This is a genomic window from Bradyrhizobium sp. MV1.5 (genome assembly GCF_055807615.1).
The window spans coordinates 1-18654 of sequence record NZ_JBVVPL010000071.1; the positions used below are offsets into that span (position 1 = coordinate 1).

The window sequence follows — 18654 nt, forward strand, 5'->3', positions numbered from 1 at the left end:
CTTCACCAGCTGATTGTCCACGGTGTCCAGGCTCTCGCTGGTTTCCGTCAAAAACTCCCGCAACAGATCATCCATGAGCTACGCCTTACTGACCTGGATCTGGACCTCGACGCCCGAGCCGCGCTTGGCATGAACGGAAGTCCCCCGCCTTGGATCGTTAGACATCCCCTTTCACGGTCCCGTTAATTTCATCCTCCGTGCTAATACGGATATTGAAGACAAGTTTGCCGTTCGACCGCATGCGACAGCGTTTTTCGGCAAATCCGGCACCACGCCGCAACGGCGAGACGCGTGAGGTGAACGTGCCGATAACAGCGGGACCAGGCGCGCGGGAAAGCCCTGCTTGTGAAGGACGATATCCGCGCTCTTCGCGGAATTGTATCGAGCCGCCTGCAATCCGGGGCGGTCTCGCCACTTTCGCTTGGTGCTTTGCCGAGATACGCAAGACCCGCATTCGCGGTAAACGAACGGTTACCCGCGTCCACCGCGGCCGGTGCCGGCGCTAACCCAGGCGCGCGGCCGAGACAAGGTCGTCGTGAGGACGGTGCTCCGCCAAGCAATCGTTTACGGCGGCGAGCAGCGCGTGCGGCGTGAACGGCTTGCGCAGACAGCGCGTCGCACCGAGCTCCAGCGCCATCCGGAGGAAATCGGGGGCTGGCGAATTCAGATTTGCGAACGCGTAGCCGGACATCGCGATCAACGGAACGTCCGGCGCCCGCTCGTGAAAGATCCGGACCGATTCGAACCCGCGCATGTGCGGCATGAAGATATCGATGATCATCAGATCGAACTGTTGGTGTTCGAGCGCGCGAAGTCCGGCTTCCCCTCCTTCGGCGATCGTCACCTGAAAATTGTTGCGCTGGAGATAGACCTCGATGGCCATGCAGACCATCGGGTCGTCGTCGACGACGAGAATATGGCGCAGACCTTCTGTCCCAGCTTGAGCTTCCCGAATCGGCGATTCAATAATTGAACCGTGGCGCACGCCATGCTCCTTTGCTCGAGGAATGGACAGTCGCGAAGGTCGTTGGCGGAGCGGGGAAGGCGACGGACGCGGCGCGGATGTAGCGCCTCCGGCCCATGAAGGCCCCCTTGCCGCTTTTACCTGCACAACTTCGCAGGGCCGGCGCGCCGGCTCATGAGCGAATCAGCGTGCCATTCTCATTTCCGCCGCAAATGGCCCAGCTTGTCTGCCCCCCAACGGGTATACGCAGACCGACACAACCGTTATAACAATATTTGTCGCCGCACAACCGGATGACGAACCGGACGCGGCGCGGATCACGTCGAAACGCATGGGGATCAACCATGACCGCGACCACTCTCCAACCGATGCTCCAGTCGATCGATCGGGATCTGCTGGGTCTCCAACTCGGTACCTCGGAAATGGTCAGGGAATCTGTCTTGGCGAGCCCGGCGTCAGGCGGCGGTCGCCGATCGGACAACTTGTCCCAATTGCCAATATATCCCGGCGGGAACATGATGGAACTTGCCCGGACGGAAAGCAGTTTCGTGTGCTGCGGCCCACTGGTCAGGGAGACAGGAGGCTACTTTGGAAACGATGGTGCGTTCCTCCAACGGCTTCCTGTCCGCGCTGTCGGCAGACGATTATGAATTGATCCGCCCGCACCTGCGTACGGGCGATCTGCCGCATGACGCGGTGCTGGTCGAGACCGGCGAAACGCTCAAGCGCGCCTACTTTCCCCATCGCGGCGTCATCTCTCTGGTGGTGGAACTCGCCAGGGGCGAGCACGTGCAAGTCGCCATGATCGGTCGCGACAGCCTGCTCGGAACGCTCTCCATCATGGGCGATGCCTGCGCGCTGAACACGGCCATCGTGCTGGTTCCAGGCTCCGCCTCGATGATGGACCTCGACCGGCTGCGTGTCGCGGCCGACCAGAGCTGCACCCTGCGGACGCTTCTGGCGCGTCACGGACTGGCAGTGTACGCGCAGGTGCAGCAGACCGCGGGCTGCAACGCAGCCCATCCGGTGGAGTCGCGGCTGTCGCGCTGCCTGCTGCACACCCATGACCTCTCCGGCGACTACCGGCTGCTGCTGACCCAGGAGGCGATGGCGCAGATGATCGGCGCTCGGCGCAACAGCGTGTCGCTGGTCGCCAATACCTTGCAGCAGGCGAATTTCATTAACTACAGCCGCGGACACATCCAGATCCTCAACCTGGACGGCCTGCGCCAGACGGCGTGCGAATGCTACGCCACGGTGAAGGCGCAGTATGACCGGCTGCTCGGCCCGCGCTGACTGGTGCTGCGGCGTGGTAAACCGTCCGCTAATTCCGGCCCGCAAACACGGATTGTCCTGCTACCGGAACTGAAATGCGGATGCCGTAGACACGCAACGTGCCGCGCGCGCCTGTACGGGCCGGCGGCAAGGGAACCGTGATCAAGGCAGGCCAAACCATGTTCGAAGTCACCGTCGCGCCTGCGCAGACGGCGCTTGATGCCGAGCCCGCGCGCGAGCCGGGCGCGTACCAGGCGCTGGTGCGCGAGATCGGCGAGGACGGTGCTTGCGAAGTGCGCGACGTGTTCTGGAGCGACACCTGCGCGCGCCTGCAACTGCTCCGCACGCTCGCGCTCGCGCAGCATCCCGGCAGGATCGCGCGCGAAGCGCATTCGCTGAAGAGCGCGGCGGGGACGTTCGGCTATGTCCGGCTCGCGGCGCTGGCGCTGCGGCTGGAGAAGACCGCGGAGAGCCTCGGCGACGCCGGATTTCGCGACCTCCTGGACCTGATGGATGCGGCCTATGCCGCCGGGCGCGCGCTGGAGCCGGAGGGCTGACGCGCTCGCTCGAAAACGCCGTAACCACTCACGCGTGCATGCCCGCCGTACTTCTACGGCTTGGGATTTTCACAGATGGCTAATCATAGGCAGCGATAGTCGCCGGAAACCAGGAGGGTTTCCATGTTCACCTACGAGACCGCGGACCAGAAAGAAGTTCGCCGCTTCCGCATCGCACAGTTCAACGGCCGGATGGCGACGGTGGCCGCTGGCGAGGCGACAGTGACGGGCTTCGTGCGCTCGGTGCTGGAGCAGGAATCGAGCATGCCGCCCCGCTGGACCATCACGATCATTCCCAACGTGCCGAAGGAAGAGCTCAAGCCGCTGCGGCCCTCGCCGCGCGCGCGTCCCTTCGCCGAAGATTATTTCTGAGCGTAATCGAAGCCCCGGGTCTTTCTCGAGAGGTGTCTCACCTTGGCCCTCGCCGCTGGCGGGCGGCCCGAGGCAAGAGCCTTCAGTCGATCGAATGCAGCAGCGCCGCACGGACGAGGTCCGCCGTGTTGCGCGCACCGAGCTTCCGCATCGCCTCGGCGCGATGGCTCTCGAAGGTGCGCGGGCTGATCTGCATCCGAAGCGCACCCTGCTTGTTCGAATAGCCCTCGCTGATCAGCCTCAGCACCTCGCGCTCGCGCTTGGTCAGCCGCTTCTGGCCTGACAGGCCGTGCATTTCGGCGCTCGGCACGCGCTGCGGCTGTGGTGCGCGCGCGAGCTTCGATTCGGCGTCCTCGGCCCTGGACGCGATCGGCAGGCCACCCGTGTGAGAACCGGCAAGCTGTTTGACGAGGCCACAAACCCGCTCGGTCTGCACCAGCGCATTCTCCACGACGCGCTGCAAATAGGCACGATCACCCGTCACCGGCGCGAGCTGATCACTGTGATGCTTGATCTCGCCCATATAGAGCAGGAGCGCCGTGAGGGGACCGTTGAGCTCGCGGGCGATGGCGGCGGCCATTTCGTCGGCCGCCTTGGCACGGGCGGCGTTCAGGCGGACGACATCGAGCTCTTGAGTTGGAGCGGCGTTGCTTTCGTACCATTCCGACGGCCGCGAATCAGTGGCCGTATCATTCTGTGACCCCATGTCACTCGTTTAGCGGAACCCGACGCGATCTGTGGTTAACTTTTTGCTCCGTAAGACTACGGTGAATCTGGCAGCTTTGTGCTGAAACGCCGGCGCAGGCACACTTTGTGCTTGAGTCGCGAGGCCCCTCAACATTCTTAGGTTGATGAAACTGCTCAAATCATGGGCGGTCACCCTCAGCCGTCTTAACGATCACGTCCCCGCCGATGACGCGCGGACCCGGATTTTACCGATATATTAACGGCGGCTTGCTTCTCTATGTCGCAATTGAGAGCGCGCAAATGCCTCCATGCATGCGGCCGATAGGCCTGCTGGAAACGTTGCGGAAGATTGCGTGCGATGAACGAGATCGACCAGCTATCGGACTTCCTGCAGAAGCTGACGCCGCTGTCGCGCAGCTGTCTGCTCAGCGAGCTCGAACGGCTGGAGCTGTGCGGCATCGACATGCCGGGCTCATCCGACCTCCAATCCCGGTTGCGGGCCGAGTTTCGCAAGGACGGATCGAGCCAGGCGCGCGCCACCAGTCCGTCGCGCCATTTCTTTGCGCCGCTCGAGCTGCTTCTGATCGACGGCGCGCCCGAGCATGCCAATATGGGGCGGATCTCGCGCAACACCCTCACCCCGATCTGGGAGTGGATCTGCCGCGACCTGCTGCCGACCATGGCGCGCGACTACACCAAGGCGATCAACGACCAGGTCGCCGCCAACAACCCGAAGGAAGTGCAAAAGATCGCATCGACCTTCCAGACCAAGGTCGTCAAGGTTCTCGAAAGCACCCTCGCATCAGCGGAGAGCACCGAGTTCGCACGCGGCAAGCTCGCGCAATATACGGCATCCCGCACCGCCTTCGACGACGTGAAGAAGATGCAGCATGTGCTGCGCGCCGGCGCCGCGCTGCCGAAATTCAACGAAAGGCTGCCCGAGAAGATCGCGAAATTCGACGACGGCCAGGTTGACCAGATCACCGCACGGTTGGACGCCTTCAAGAAGGCCCATCCCGAGGCGCTGCCGTTCGCGCTGACGCTGGTGGCGAGACGGCTGAAGACGTTCTGGCAATTGGTGCGCCTTGCCACCAAGGCCGCCGCGAGCAAGAGCCCCGCCGATGTCGCCGCCACGCCCTATGCCTGCGTCGTCCACATGGTGCTGGACCAGCTCGACGACAGGCGCCTCGCCTTGCGCATCGCGCTCCGGCACAACCGGGTGCTGATTGCGCGCGACCTGCTCACCGAGATCTACGACACCGAATATGCGCTCAAGGTGCGGATCGACGGCATCGAGCAGTGCGAGTGGGGCATTCGGCTGCAGCAATTGATGGACGCGATCGCGGCGCTGGTATCGGCCGAGGTGAGCCGCTTCCCCTCCAATGTCGGCCACATTCTCGGTTCGCGACGGCTGCGCAGCCACGACACGCTCGGTGGAAAGCTGTCCTATCTGGCCTGGAAGGGACGCGATGCGATCGAGGACGGCGCGGCCGCGTTGCGCAAGCTGATCGGCCAAACCTGATCCCGCGCTAATGCGCGCGCGGCAGGCACAGGAAGCGATCGAGAAATCGCCCTGACAGCACGAACCTGAACCACCAATACATTATTCGCCGCGACGTCATTGCTGTGATCCTCAACAGCCCACCACCGGCTGTCCGAAGCAATAGCGCACCTGCAGCAATCCGCTTGTGATCTGCTTCACACTGGCGCCGGCGCGCGCCGACGCATTGTCGCAGAACCGTCACGCGCGAACCGGGAAAAATGCGCGCATCGCGCGCAATTGAGGCGCTGCCTTATTCAATTGGGCGAGGCGCGCGCGGCGGCGTCCAATTGCAGGACAGTGCGCTTGCATGCCGCCGCACGGCACGTCGCGAAATCTCCAGTGATTGCCGCAACTCTGCGCCCGATGCGCGGGCAGACGTAAAAACTTCTCGACCGAGATCCAGACAATTTTAGACATGATGGGCGCTTTAACGTTACCCAGATAATTCGACGATCGGCTGAAGCCCTCCATATTTGAAACTGCTCACGTCGCTAACACACCGGCACGGAACGGGAGTGGCGTGCGATGAAAGACGGAATTGTAGAACTCGCCGAACGAAGGCCCAAAACCTTCGGACGGCGAAAGGTGAAGCCGCGCGCATGCGTCGCCGACAGCAAGCGCCATCTTCGCGCGTTTCTCGCGGAAGTGCTGGAGGATCTCGGCTTCGTCACCACCGAATGCGCCAGCGCCGAGGAGCTGCAGAGCGTGCTGACGAGCGAATTGCCCGACCTGATCCTGCTCGGCATCGCCGCCGACGGCATCGAGCCCGGCAAGTTTCTGGAGACGCTGGTGCGCGAGGCCTTCGACGGCAGGGTTCTGACCGTGGGCGCCCGCGAGTCGATCATCGTCAGGGCGGTGCAGCAGGTCGGCGAGGAATACGGCCTCAAGATGCTGCCGCCGCTGACCACGCCCTTTGCCGCGGAGACGCTGCGCGACCGCGTCGCGATGCTGTTGCCCGAGGAGCCGGCGCCGAGCCCGGCCGTGCATGTCGGCGAGGCCCTGCACGCCGGCTGGCTCGAGCTCTGGTACCAGCCCAAGATCGACGCGCGCACGCTGATCCGCAACGGCGCCGAGGCGCTGGTGCGGATGCGGCATCCGACCTGGGGCGTGGTGCCGCCGGCCTATTTCATCCCCGAAGAGCACGACCCGCATCTGCGCGACCTCTCCGAATTCGTGATCGAGCGCGCCATGCAGGACTGGCACTATCTGCTGGAGCAGCAGAGCCCGGTCGATCTCGCGATCAATTTGCCGTCGTCTTATCTGAAGGAGCCGCAGGCCGTGCGCGATCTCTGCCGGCGCATGCCGACGCATCCGGCGTTCGGCGGGCTGACGATCGAGATCGAGAGCGAGGAGGCGATCCGCGACCTCGATCACCTGGTCGAGGTCGCCCGCGAACTGCGTCTGCACAATATCGGCCTGTCGATCGACAATCTCGGCGCCAACTGGCCGTCGCTGATGGACCTCGGAAAACTTCCCTTCATCAAGCTGAAGGCCGACCGGCATTTCGTCACCGGCAGCGGCAATGATCGCCTCAAGCGCACGGTGTGCCGCCACATCGTCGAGCTTTCACATGGCTATGGCGTGCACGCCGTCGCCGAGGGCGTCGAGAGCCGCGCCGACCTCGTCACTGCCAACGAGCTCGGCTTCGACCTCGTGCAGGGTTTTCTGTTCGGCAAGCCGATGCCGCTGAAGAAGTTCGCGCGGAGCACGCTGACGCGGACGGTGCTGGGGTGAGAGTGAGGCGGCCTCAGGCAAACCGCCGCGCGAAGACCACGCAGGCGACCACCAGCGCGGTCGCGACGATCATGCTCCAGGCCACCGGTTCGTGCAGAAGCAGGCCTGCAAGCGCGAGACCGAAGAACGGCTGGAGCTGCTGCAACTGGCCGACGCGGGCGATGCCGCCGATCGCGAGGCCGCGATACCAGAAGATGAAGCCGACGAACATGCTGAAGACCGAGACATAGGCGAGCCCGATCCAGGCGGGCACGCTGATGCCGCTCCATGTCGACGGCCAGGTGAGAATCGCGACCGGCAGCATCAGCGGCAGCGACAGCAGCAGCGCCCAGGAGATCACCTGCCAGCCGCCGAGCCGGCGCGACAGCGCGGCGCCTTCGGCATAGCCGAGCCCGCACAGCACGATCGCGGCGACCATCAGCAGATCGCCGGTGAGCGATGCGACGCCATCGTTGGAGAGGGCAAAGCCCGCGACCGTGGCGCTGCCGAGAACAGCGAACAGCCAGAACATCGGCTGCGGCCGCTCGCCGCCGCGCAGCACGCCGAAGATCGCGGTCGACAGCGGCAGGAGCCCGATGAAGACGATCGAATGCGCCGAGGTGATGTGCTGGAGCGCAAGCGCCGTCAGCAAGGGAAAGCCGACCACGACGCCGATGGCGACGATGGCGAGCGAGACGAGATCCTTGCGCTGCGGCCGCGCCTGACGGAGCAGGCCGAGCACGGCCACGCCGATCAGCGCCGCGATGACCGCGCGCACCGAGGTCAGGAACAGCGCGGAGAACCCGCCGACCGCCACGCGCGTCGCCGGCAGCGAGCCGCTGAAGATGATGACGCCAAGAAGCCCGTTGCCCCAGCCGCTGCCGGAAGATTGCATGTCCGTTTTGCCTTGTGGGTGGTGGTCCCAACTGGACAAGCCAGCCGGGGTGGCGTGACGATTACCTGTAAGTTTTCGACGGCCCAATAACAAAAAGCGCGAAAACAACCCCATGCACAGTAGACGGGGGCTGCAAGATCAATGACTTACGCGGGGGGTGAAAACGCCTGACTCGTCAGAGATCCTAGGGTCGGCGGATTCGGATGACGCCAGGCGTCGTTTGACTCGTCGGGCAAAACAGGAGCAAGGTATCACTATTGCAAAAGGCCTGATCGGCGAGCATTGCGGGCTATCGGCAAGCTCGAAAAACTCGCGATCAATGATGTGCGCCTTCATCTCCCCGAAGCCCAACCAGTTCGTGACTGGTCCAGAAATCATCATGGATTTCGATGGAGCTACGCCGCAAGGGGTAACGGATGGATAGGGCTGCCAAATAGGGGCGCTCGCTCAGGCTAACTATCTTCCTTCGGCTTCTTCATCTCAATCGGAAATAGACGACTGAGCCTCGTTCTGAGAATTGGCCGTCGAGCTTGGCACTCCCAAATGGTTATGACCCGCCAACCATTCGCCCGAAGCGTCCTTCTAACCAAGATGTCCCGCTTCCGATTTCGAATGAACTTGGCTTGCCAAAAATCCGCTCGGGTAGAAGGCTTTGAGGCCCTTCGACATCCGGCATGATCATGCCAAAAGCACCCATGTACGAAGATCACTGTTTTCCATTTAGGCAAAACGATGTCTGGATTCCCGAAAAGGTCGCTTCGATTGACACGAAATCTGAGCTTCAGGGAGTGGAGTGCCGAACGAACAACGAGTTCGGGCGCAGTTCCTTTGCGTCGCACTTTCCGCATCAAGGCTGACCGGCCTGAAACGCCCAACTGGTCCATATTCGATGTCACCTAGCGAACTCGTTAGAAGCACTGTGTTGGGGACACGATCCTGATACACTCTTGCAGTTTTCCTCCATTTCTGGTTGTCCTATTGCCCATTAATTGATCAATTCTTTTGGACTTCCGCATCTATGGGTGACATCCGATCAAATCAACACTTGCTCCAGACGCTAAATAATATCGTTGGCGATACTAGATTAGTAGATTTGGAGAGGGTCGCGGCCTCCGAACTCGCTAGCCATCAGCACGAACTATTGCAGGACCTGATGGTCGGAAGCGGCCACGCCTGGGATGAGCAATGCGAGCACAGACAAATGGGCCTTTCGAATGCGCCGCAGGCGCAGACGGCCCCTCCTGAACGGGTGCTTGGAAATGTGTGGTCCGTTCGCGGACTTGAGCGAGGCGTTGCTGACCAGATGGGCTGCGACCATGCAGAAGCTGAGCGGCTCGTAAGCCTGGTTTTCCGATCAGTGGGGTATCTCTCCCTCGATGAGCAGAGGGACCTTGCCAGACTGAAAGAGCGGGTTACCCTTAGAAAGGAAACCGTGTGGCTATTTCAGAATGATGCCTCGGACGACGATCCCAAGGCAGGTATCGACCTGGGAACGCTACCATGCATTTTGGGCCTACCGTATTCGTTGGGTGAAGAGTTCGCAATTTTCGGCATTCCGCTGACGTCAGTCAACCCGATCCGCAGACCTTGCGTGTACGACGTAAGCTGGTTCTTTCAAGAATTTTGGCGTCCAACAGGCAGGACGAGGCCGGTATGTGTTAATCCGATTGCATTAGGGTTAAGGGAATGGATCGCTGTTTCGCCTCGCCTAAGCCAGACGATCATTTATCCTTCCAAAGCTAACGTATCCGATGCACTTGCCGCCGGTTCTCATAACTACGACGTATAGTTCACCAGTGATGGCGCGCGATGAACGCTACTGAATTAAAGCACATTCTGACGCAGTGGTCTAAGGAGCAAAAAGGGCCGGCTGGGGAGAGCAGGCTTGATGAACTCGTTCGTCAAATAAATCTGAGCAAGGACACGAAGAAGCAGACAGAAGAGCTGCTTTTCGAGATTGTTCCTTCGCTAACGGATGTCGAACAGTGGCGAGGGCTAGATGTACTAATCGGCCAGACCTCTATCAAGAATCAGGCGCTTGGAGAATTGATCGAAAGGCTCGTTTCCAACAAGGCGGTCGACCTGGGCGCCGAGACAATTTGGCCAATTACATGCGCCGTCAAGCTACGCGGGGCACTTGCTTCCAGTTCATTAGTTCGATTGAACCAGGAGGACGTAGCAAAAAAAAAGCCAATCGAAAGGTTTCGGCTGATAGCTAAAACCTCCGAAGCTCACTACGTGGCGAGGGCTTTCGAAGAAACTCCAAAATCCACTGAGCTTTCCGCGGATCAAGCAATTGACTTAATCACAATTTTTAGACGCGAAGCTGGCAACTTAGGAGTTGAGACGAATGCGAGTCTGTCTCGCTTCTTTGATGCGTTGGATGTCGTTACTGCTGCACGCGTATCTGAAGAACTCCGCGGCTCGATTGGGCCGACCTATCAAGCTCAAGTCGCGCGACGGAGTCGCCAGCACGCCAACCGCTCTAGCTCTGGCATTAAATTTGACCGGTTGTTTACTGGAATGAAGAATGTAGCGGACAAAACCGACTGGTCCTTACGACACGCCTACGAAGAAAGGCCAGCAGCATGAGTGACCAGGGCCCGATTGGCTTTCGCAGATTTTTGCTGCAGGGTGCAGTTCCTTTTGGAGAAGCATTACCGGCCTTTTTCGTGGGGTTCATGAGAGCCTATTCGGATACTCTCAAGCTACTCCAAGAACCTTCAAAACTTCTCCTCACTGATGTGCGAGCGGTCGAGTCTATAAATAGACACTTCTATTTGTACGTCGCTGGGCTCTCTAACCACTTCGACCCACACTTTGCTCAGGGGCCGCGAAACACATCCTTTCGCGTGATTGTAAGAGACAACAAGAATCCTCCTCCTCCGCCCGCCGCTCCTAGTCGATTCAGCTTAGTCCTGTCCCGGATGCTGGCCCGCGCGGAGAACGTTGCCAAGCAAGCTAGGCGTTACCAAGGTGCCGAGGCTCAAGATTCGCATCCTAGCTTTTGCTATTCGCCGCTGTACTTCTGTCGAAATCTACTCACTTCCCCGGACTTTCCTGCGAGCGCCGCGTTAGCCCACGCCGCTATCCGAGCATACTTGTTTGAGGAAGCTCTGCGTTTTGACGACCGATGGTGCGGCTCGGCCAGCAAAAAATGGGCAACGAATGAAGCAGATCTCGGGCAAGACGCAAAAGTCACAAGCAATGCCTTTCTGCGGATACGCGAGATAATAAGGTTTGACCGTGTCGAAGCCTCCCTTAACAAGATCGAAAGCTTCGATCGAAAGCGAGACAATCTCCCTCTCAAAACCGCCACTGATTTCATTGTAAGCCATTTGCTCGCATCCAAGGGCCTTCTGATGCTGCGCTTCGGCAGCCAAGACGGTTATTTGAATCCCAAGAATGACGATAGGAAGCCGGAAATTTCGCTTCCATCGTTTCTGCTAACTGAGACACTCGTTCCCGATGTCGGCGTGTATCAGTTTGACCGCCCAAAGGAAGTACGACGCCTGCCAACAGCAGCGGAGCTCATGAATGAATTGGATGGACTGCCGGTCGCAATCGCGGGTGCCGATCAGGTATTTCAGGGTGGCATACGATTTACAACCAAGGTCGGCGTCCTAGGCCGTCTAAATGGAACGGCGGGAATTGGCAAAACGTCCCTGGCGCTCGCCATCGCGGCAGCCTTGGCGCCGCTAGGAACTCAAACAATGTACCTCTCTTGTGAGGAGCGAACTGACGACCTCATTCAAAGAATCCGAACACTCGTTCCTACCTTCATCAAGCGCACGCAGTCATACAAAGATCCTGCAGATTGGTTCTACCCTCATCATGTGGAAGGCAAGCATAGTGACAAGCTTGTTGAAGTGCTGGCGTTCCTTGAAGAGACTTTGCAAAAATTCGGATCAAAGCTTCCGACGCCAGCGAATTGCCCGCCGGGCTTGATGCCACTCTTCATCGTACTCGATGGCGTGCATGAAATGTTTCCAGCAAATGGCTCTGACTCATCTGGTGAGCAACTGAGAATGCTAATCGAAAAGTGTCAGCAAACTGGCGCATTCGTATTGGCGATGTCAGCTGAAGAAGTACGAAGCGACTTGTCGGAGTTTGACTACTTGGTCGACATCGTTGCGTCGTTAGAGTTTGCGGCCGCAAAATCGGAAATGGATCCGCCGTCAAGACTCCTTCGTCTCAAGAAAACCCGTCGACAAGTCTCCCGCACCGGAGCGCACGTTCTAGACCTTTCAAGCAATAATACCGGCGTCCGGATATTTCCACACATTCATAAGTTTTTAGATGAAAGTAGAGGCCGATTTTGGGTCGAGCCGAGCAGGCATCTCACCATCGATTTCTTGCTGAGGAGAGATGGCTACGTTCCGACCAATGACGAAGAAGATCGCCCGCTGGTAATGATTTCAGATCGATCCCAGGTTCTCGTCTTGGGGAAGGGCAGTAGCAGCAAATCACTCTTCGGAATGAGAATCTTAGCAAGCCCCTTTCAGCATGACGAGCGGCTACAAAAGCAGCTAGAAAATCGCGAAAATAGAAACAAAAATCCGCGATTTGCTCTTGAAGCTAAGAGCGAAACGGAGGTCACCGATGAAGAGTGGCCCTGGTTCGAGGACGTCGACCCATCGGAGAGACGAATCCTCATTCTGTCTTTCCTATATCAACAGGCTTTCTACGAAGAGCTGCGCAAGAAGCAACGGCACTGGAGCCGGGACTCTTTTGCGCGAAAAAGCCAGCTTCATGTGCGGATAGACGTTACCCATTTCGCGCCGGGCTATCTGGGGCCTGAAGAACTGATCGGTCAGATAGCAGAAAAGCTCGAGGCGGCAGAACTGGATGGCGCGCCTTACCATGGAGTCTTGATAGACGGGGTGCATAACGTTTTCCTGCAGTTTCCGCGCTTGGAGGCCAGCGAGATTCTTTGGCCCGCCTTATACGAAATGTTTCGCACCAGAGGCGTGACCGTAGTTACGACACACACGTATTTTGATATCGCGGAAGAAGGGGCCGATGGTCACGACTTACAAGTCTCGCGGAGACGCGTGGCGCCGCTACTACACGCACTGGTTCAGTCTAGCGACTACGTCATAAAGATTCATCCGATTACGTCACTAAAGCGGGACCCTAGTCAGTTTGCAGACAATGTACGAGACGAGCTCGATCTGGACGATAGGGGCGTGGCGCTAGAAAATCAGGCATATCGGCCTCCGCGGCCTGCAAGATATCTGATCGAGATCGGTGGCACCTTGTCGCCTACGTACGTGGACGCGCCCGCCGATTGGGGCTGGGATCGAGATCGGGGCACCGCGTTTCAGGTGCGTAAGAGGCTGAAAAGCGACGGTGCGCACAAACCTAGAAGAGGGAACCAATATGCTCTTCGCCCTCGTGAGCGGAGATAGCGTCAAGAGTCCTTTTTTTTTCGGGTCTCGAACTGAGCAAATTTTTCATGAGCGGTTTGAGAAGCAGCTCAGCTAAGCGTGGCGGGACAGCATTTCCGATCTGTTGTCCGCTCGCCATCAGCCCTCCGTGAAACACAAACCAGTCTGGAAACGTCTGTATGCGCGCAGCTTGGCGCACCGTAATTCCATGAGGCGCAGTGGGATGCACAAAGCGCCCCTTGGAAGGGTTTATACAGGCCGTCGTCATGGTCGGCGCGGGCAAGCTGGGGTCAATGCGACCATAAACATCTGAATGGCCGTCATGCTTCTGATGACAGCGAAGCGTCCGACCAGAAGCTGTTCGAGAACCACCGTTAATCGGGGTTGCCTTAAAAGCATCGGTCAGTTCACGCCCGTGCTTCATATGAATGTCGTTTGGATCGCCTTTGATTTTCGACGTTTTGAAAACCTCTCGCACAGGATTCCACGGCTTGGATGACGTGCCAGCCACCAGCTTCGGGTTGCAATGCGACGCCGCAGGAGGAAATAGCACAGGGGGCACGTCGCGACGACGCCCCAGAATGAACACCCGCTTTCTACGCTGCGGAACGCCGTAGTCAGCTGCATTTATGGATGCCGGCTCGTCAACTTCGTAACCGCTAGCAGCGGCCATCGAATAGAAGCGACGTAGCCAACTTCTATGACGGGGCCAGAGAAGACCTGGCACGTTCTCGACTATAAAAAACTTAGGTGCGAGTACTGATACAATCTCGAAGTATCGTAGAAGAAGCCGGTTCCGCGGATCATCAACGCCGGCATTTTTCAAACGATGAGACGAAAATCCCTGGCAGGGTGGGCCTCCGATAATAAGGTCGCATTTGAGCCCAAACATCTCCCTTTGAAGTTCCGTCACGGCCATTTCCGCGATGTCCGCCTCAATGAGACGCGTTTTACTTCGCATTCCCCTCACGATGTTTGCATCGTACGTCCGACATGCGTTTGCATCGCAGTCCACGGCCAGCGCAACACGAAAACCGGACATGATCGCGCCTAAAGAGAAACCTCCGGCCCCACAAAATAGATCAATCGCAACCGGTTTCCCGCCCATCCAAAAAACGCACGCCTCCCCAAAAAACGCACGCCTCGCCCAAAACAACTGCGACTTTACCGTATTCCACAGATGCTCGGCCAAGAAGGGCTGATTGGATACAGAATCAAGCCTCCACATCTTTCTTGGGCAGAGCTAATTTTGTCGGTGAAGTTACCGATGGCTTATCTAGTATCGAGATGAGATCAGATAGTTATTTATATTGGCGGAGAGGGAGGGATTCGAACCCCCGATAGGCTTGCACCTATGCCGCATTTCGAGTGCGGTGCATTCGACCACTCTGCCACCTCTCCTGAAGGCGCCAAGTAAGGAGCAGGGCCCCTGTGGTTCGGGCGTTAATAGGCGAGGATGGCGGGCCAGACAAGGCTTGCGAGGGCGAAAATCCGCTGCCTGTTTCGGCCCGGCCGCCCCTTCCCGGCACGAACGCGAGGGAAAGGCGGCCCCATTGCCGGTTTGACGCGTATTTGTCGGGCGCGAGGTGGAGTCCGATTCGCGACCCCAATGCGGAGACACCCTCTCCCCCGCCCTCCCGGCATCCGCCTTCGCCCGAAGGCGGGCTTCGGCGAGACAAGCGCGGGGGAGGGAGCGCACCACCGGATGGGGCGGGCACTGAGATTCATCGCATGTTCGAAAAAAAGGGGTGGGACCGCCAGACGCGGTAAACACTGGCGGTCCCGGTGCCGCTCATTGAAATACTGGCTGGGAAGGGCGGCTTCGCCAGCCAGGTGAGGCGACGGTTCCGACCGTAGCGTGCGGCCGGTGCACCGCAACGCAATCCGGTCCTTAACCTAACCAGTCAAGGTTACTCTGGCGACCGTGTCTGAGACCCCCCGTGTGGAGAGAGCCCTCACCCGCCGCGCGCGGACGATGCTTCGCATCGCCCGGGGCGCGTCGGCCTCTCCCGCACGCGGGAGAGGCGGAGCAAGCCCGCGGCCGGTGGATTTAGCCAAGAGCCTCCTCGCTTGAGTCGCCCTTTACGCTCAGTCGCCCTTGCCCTTTTTCTTGCCGGATTCCTTCCCGTTGCCCGTGGAATCCCCGTCTTTGCCGTTATCCTTGTCCTTGCCGTTGTCCTTGCGGCGGTTGGTGAAGCGGGCATTGCCCAGCCCAGTGCCGATGGTGAGCACGCCCCAGCGATCCACATCCTGCATGAACGGCACCTCGGAGAGGCCCTGAACCACGCCGTCATTGTGCATCAGGATCGCGGTATCGTGCTCGCCGATGGAGGGGATGCCCTCGAGCAGGCTCGCCGGCAGGTTGAACTTGCTGCTCTCCCAATTGCCCGGCAGGTTCTGCGCGCCTTTCTCGATCGAGCCGTCCGCGTTGATCACGCCGGGACAGGCGATGCCGATGAACGGCGCCAGCTTGTAGCCTTCCTTCTCGGCCTCGGTGATCAGCCCTTTCAGCATCTTGGTGAGCCGCTTCACCGCGCCTTCGCGGGTCGGCTCGTCGTCGGCATGACGCCACAGCTCGGACTTCACGACCCTGGCTTTCGACAGGTCCTTTGCCTTTTTCCAGCTGGTCTCCACCAGGCCGCAGCGGATGTTGGTGCCGCCGATATCGACGGCGAGGATGCTGTCATGGGCCTCGAAGATCCACGACGGCGCCAGATGCAGCGCGCCGATCAGGCCGGCCTCATCGGGATGATGGCGGATCGGCACCATGTCGATCTTGAAGCCCTCGGCGATGAGAATGATCTCGGTGCGCGCGATCGCGAGCTCGCCGAGACGGGAATCGCGGAAACCACCGCCGACCACGATGCGCTCGGTCTTGGCCCAGGCCTTGGACTTGAGGAAGCGGCGGGTGACGTAAGCGAGCTCCTGGGCAAAATCCTCGATGGCGCTGTGCACCACCGCCCAGGCCTCGGTGTCGTCGCCGACCAGGATGGCGTCCAGCGTCTTCTTGCTGATCTCGTCCGACGGCTCCTTGCCGAACGGGTCCTCGCCGGACTTGCGCAGCGGCTTGCGCCAGCGCTCGAGGATCTCCCTGAACGCGCCCTTGCTGGCGCGGTCGCCGATGAAGCCGTCGTCGTCCTTCATCTCGATGTTGAAGCTGTCGATATCCACCGACGGCAGCCGCTCCGCCCCGTGATGGGCGATGCCCGTCGTCGTCTTGACCAGCTCGTCTGTCGCCATGATAGCCCCTGCCCGTGTGACTGAATTCGCGGGGACAACGGCGGGGGAACCTGTTGGTTGCGGCGCTGTCGGAAATTCGCCCGCGGGGCCGGATCGGGCCCAAATGCTTCAAATCCGGGCCGTTTTCGCCGGCTTTTCCTTGACTCTCGACGGTCAGCGGCTATAAATCCCGCAACCGGCGCGGGGCGTTTCTCGCGCCGCTTGTTTTTGCGTGGGTTTTCAAAGGGATAACTCCCGCCCGCACAAAACTCGCATAAACCCATAACGACTGACAAAAAGCCGGCCCCGACACTCTGTCGCGAGGCCGGGAATGAACACGAAGGAAAACAACGATGTTCGCAGTCATCAAAACCGGCGGCCGGCAGTACCGCGTCGTTCCGGATGATGTCCTGGAAGTAGGCAAGATCGAAGGCGAAGTCGGCTCGATCGTGCAGCTCAATGAAGTTCTCCTGGTCGGCGGCGACACGCCGATCCTGGGTCTGCCCACGGTCGCAGGCGCGTCCGTTGCGGTCGAGGTGCTCGACCACAAGCGCGGTCCCAAGGTCATCGCTTTCAAGAAGCGCCGCCGCAAGAATTCGCGCCGCAAGCGCGGCTATCGCGACGAGATCACCGTGCTGCGCATCTCGGAGATCCTGACGGACGGCGCCAAGCCCACCAAGGGGCCGCGTCCGAAGCGGGAGAAGGTCGCCAAGCCAGAGACCACGACCGAAGAGGCCGCCGCATAATTTGATCACGCGCCATCACGAATTGATGCGTGAGAAATTGTGAAATGATTCCGTCAAGGAATTGATCTAGACATACGCAAGATTTCGGAGACGAGCCATGGCTCACAAAAAAGCAGGCGGTTCATCGCGCAACGGTCGCGATTCCAAGGGCAAGCGCCTCGGTATCAAGGCGTTCGGCGGGGAAGTTGTGATTCCCGGCAACATCATTGCGCGTCAGCGCGGCACCACCTGGCATCCCGGCCTTAATGTCGGCATGGGCACGGACCACACCTTGTTCGCCAAGGTCGAGGGCCGCGTAACGTTCCAGGCCAAAGCCAACGGCCGCACCTTCATCTCGGTGCTCCCGCTCGCAGAGGCGGCTGAATAGACGGTGGATCAAATTTGGAGTCCGCCGGGTCCCAGACCGAACCGGCGGAGTCCTTGAGATCAAAAGAGATCGAAGGCTCCAGGGGAGGCGGGAAACCGGCCTCCCCTTTCGTTTGCGTGCTGAGTTTTCACTTAGTGACTTCGACGGAGCCGGACATGTTGCAGGACTTTTCAAGCGTGACCTTGCAGGAGGCGAGACCCAGCGTCGTCGCCACCGAGCGGCTGACCTTGCGGCGGCCGACCCTCGCCGACGTCAGGACCATCGCCCTTCTCGCCAACGACCGCCGCGTCGCCGACAACACAAGGCGCCTCCCGCATCCCTATTCGCAGGACGACGCTATCGCCTTCGTCCGCGCCACCGCCGCGCCCGGCAGCGAGACCGTGTTCCTGATCGAGCATGACAGCGGACCCATCGGCATGGTCGGCATCGACTGCTCGACGCCCGACAATGCCGAGCTCGGCTACTGGCTCGGCGTCGAGCATTGGGGCCGCGGCTTTGCCACCGAGGCCGCGCGCGGCGCGATCGACTTCTTCTTCGAGGAGTTCGAGGACGATCATCTCTATTCAGGTGCGCGCGTCACCAACCCGGCGTCACGCAACGTGCTGGAGAAGTGCGGCTTCCAGTGGAGCGGCGTCCAACTGCATCGCTTCCTGGCGCTGGGCTCGTCCACGCCCGTCGACTGCTTCCGCCTGTCACGCGGCGTGTGGGCGTCGCTGAAGAGCTGGAGCAGTGCGAGGCGGGTGAGGTAGGCCGGAGGCGGCTCAACTGTCGTCCTGGCGAAAGCCAGGACCCATTACCCCAGGGAGAAGTCGTGGCGCGAAGTGCCAACCACGAATCTTCGCCTAACTCCTCCCTGGGGTGATGGTGTGGACGGCCCCTTACGGCATCAGTGTGCCAGAATGAGGTTGTCAGAAACTCATTCACAG

The 18654-nt window shown here is 59.9% G+C and carries 18 protein-coding genes and 1 tRNA gene; 11 read left to right on the top strand and 8 right to left on the bottom strand.

Going from position 1 to position 18654, the window contains the following annotated elements; genetic code table 11:
• Positions 1-502: 502 nt before the first annotated feature.
• Positions 503-985: a response regulator gene (locus AC0L2J_RS33440; RefSeq protein ID WP_473251001.1), complete on the bottom strand. Its 483-nt coding sequence runs from the start codon at positions 983-985 to the stop codon at positions 503-505.
• A 576-nt stretch (positions 986-1561) separates the two neighbouring features.
• On the opposite strand from AC0L2J_RS33440, the gene AC0L2J_RS33445 reads away from it, so the two are divergent.
• The 3 genes from AC0L2J_RS33445 to AC0L2J_RS33455 all read left to right on the top strand — a co-directional run bounded on the left by AC0L2J_RS33445 (position 1562) and on the right by AC0L2J_RS33455 (position 3168).
• Positions 1562-2260: a Crp/Fnr family transcriptional regulator gene (locus AC0L2J_RS33445; protein ID WP_179950131.1), complete on the top strand. Its 699-nt coding sequence runs from the start codon at positions 1562-1564 to the stop codon at positions 2258-2260.
• Between the two features lie 158 nt (positions 2261-2418).
• On the top strand, positions 2419-2796 hold the full coding sequence (locus AC0L2J_RS33450) for an Hpt domain-containing protein (protein ID WP_473395852.1): 378 nt from the start codon (positions 2419-2421) through the stop codon (positions 2794-2796).
• A gap of 123 nt (positions 2797-2919) precedes the next feature.
• The gene (locus AC0L2J_RS33455; protein ID WP_007604412.1) at positions 2920-3168 is read left to right on the top strand and encodes a hypothetical protein; all 249 of its coding nucleotides are present in this window, start codon (positions 2920-2922) and stop codon (positions 3166-3168) included.
• Positions 3169-3250: 82 nt separating this feature from the next.
• Here AC0L2J_RS33455 and AC0L2J_RS33460 read toward each other — a convergent pair whose 3' ends face one another.
• Positions 3251-3874, bottom strand: a complete 624-nt coding sequence (locus AC0L2J_RS33460; protein WP_063992381.1) for a helix-turn-helix domain-containing protein — start codon at positions 3872-3874, stop codon at positions 3251-3253.
• 339 nt (positions 3875-4213) lie between these two features.
• Between AC0L2J_RS33460 and AC0L2J_RS33465 the strand changes: the two genes are divergently transcribed.
• Positions 4214-5377: a hypothetical protein gene (locus AC0L2J_RS33465; RefSeq protein WP_473395839.1), complete on the top strand. Its 1164-nt coding sequence runs from the start codon at positions 4214-4216 to the stop codon at positions 5375-5377.
• A 219-nt stretch (positions 5378-5596) separates the two neighbouring features.
• Here AC0L2J_RS33465 and AC0L2J_RS33470 read toward each other — a convergent pair whose 3' ends face one another.
• The gene (locus AC0L2J_RS33470) at positions 5597-5815 is read right to left on the bottom strand and encodes a hypothetical protein (protein ID WP_473395841.1); all 219 of its coding nucleotides are present in this window, start codon (positions 5813-5815) and stop codon (positions 5597-5599) included.
• 108 nt (positions 5816-5923) lie between these two features.
• On the opposite strand from AC0L2J_RS33470, the gene AC0L2J_RS33475 reads away from it, so the two are divergent.
• On the top strand, positions 5924-7132 hold the full coding sequence (locus tag AC0L2J_RS33475; RefSeq protein WP_473395843.1) for an EAL domain-containing protein: 1209 nt from the start codon (positions 5924-5926) through the stop codon (positions 7130-7132).
• Positions 7133-7145: 13 nt separating this feature from the next.
• Here the strand turns inward: AC0L2J_RS33475 and AC0L2J_RS33480 are convergent, their stop codons facing one another.
• Both AC0L2J_RS33480 and AC0L2J_RS33485 read right to left on the bottom strand, forming a co-directional pair.
• Entirely contained in the window at positions 7146-8006 is an 861-nt protein-coding gene (locus AC0L2J_RS33480; protein ID WP_473395845.1) for a DMT family transporter, read from the bottom strand.
• 452 nt (positions 8007-8458) lie between these two features.
• Positions 8459-8890 carry a very short patch repair endonuclease gene (locus tag AC0L2J_RS33485; RefSeq protein WP_473395846.1) on the bottom strand — a complete coding sequence of 144 codons (432 nt, stop codon included), beginning with the start codon at positions 8888-8890 and terminating at the stop codon, positions 8459-8461.
• A gap of 134 nt (positions 8891-9024) precedes the next feature.
• Here AC0L2J_RS33485 and AC0L2J_RS33490 point away from each other — a divergent pair, with 134 nt between their 5' ends.
• The 3 genes from AC0L2J_RS33490 to AC0L2J_RS33500 all read left to right on the top strand — a co-directional run bounded on the left by AC0L2J_RS33490 (position 9025) and on the right by AC0L2J_RS33500 (position 13417).
• Positions 9025-9795, top strand: coding sequence for a hypothetical protein (locus AC0L2J_RS33490; RefSeq protein WP_473395847.1), 771 nt, complete (start codon positions 9025-9027; stop codon positions 9793-9795).
• 20 nt (positions 9796-9815) lie between these two features.
• Positions 9816-10598, top strand: coding sequence for a hypothetical protein (locus AC0L2J_RS33495; RefSeq protein WP_473395848.1), 783 nt, complete (start codon positions 9816-9818; stop codon positions 10596-10598).
• A gap of 509 nt (positions 10599-11107) precedes the next feature.
• Positions 11108-13417 (top strand): hypothetical protein, encoded by a 2310-nt coding sequence (locus AC0L2J_RS33500; protein WP_473395849.1) that lies wholly within the window; start codon positions 11108-11110, stop codon positions 13415-13417.
• Here AC0L2J_RS33500 and AC0L2J_RS33505 read toward each other — a convergent pair.
• From AC0L2J_RS33505 to AC0L2J_RS33515, 3 genes are all read right to left on the bottom strand, one after another.
• On the bottom strand, positions 13371-14588 hold the full coding sequence (locus AC0L2J_RS33505; protein ID WP_473395850.1) for a DNA cytosine methyltransferase: 1218 nt from the start codon (positions 14586-14588) through the stop codon (positions 13371-13373). The genes AC0L2J_RS33500 and AC0L2J_RS33505 overlap by 47 nt on opposite strands.
• 119 nt (positions 14589-14707) lie before the next feature.
• A tRNA-Ser gene (locus AC0L2J_RS33510) sits at positions 14708-14797 on the bottom strand.
• 687 nt (positions 14798-15484) lie between these two features.
• Complete coding sequence (locus tag AC0L2J_RS33515; RefSeq protein ID WP_473395851.1) at positions 15485-16636, bottom strand: ROK family protein; 1152 nt, start codon at positions 16634-16636, stop codon at positions 15485-15487.
• A gap of 332 nt (positions 16637-16968) precedes the next feature.
• On the opposite strand from AC0L2J_RS33515, the gene rplU reads away from it, so the two are divergent.
• From rplU to AC0L2J_RS33530, 3 genes are all read left to right on the top strand, one after another.
• Complete coding sequence (gene rplU, locus AC0L2J_RS33520) at positions 16969-17361, top strand: 50S ribosomal protein L21 (RefSeq protein ID WP_007604396.1); 393 nt, start codon at positions 16969-16971, stop codon at positions 17359-17361.
• Between the two features lie 97 nt (positions 17362-17458).
• Positions 17459-17728: a 50S ribosomal protein L27 gene (gene rpmA / locus AC0L2J_RS33525; protein WP_007598923.1), complete on the top strand. Its 270-nt coding sequence runs from the start codon at positions 17459-17461 to the stop codon at positions 17726-17728.
• Between the two features lie 155 nt (positions 17729-17883).
• Positions 17884-18477, top strand: a complete 594-nt coding sequence (locus AC0L2J_RS33530; protein ID WP_473281545.1) for a GNAT family N-acetyltransferase — start codon at positions 17884-17886, stop codon at positions 18475-18477.
• Positions 18478-18654: the final 177 nt, after the last annotated feature.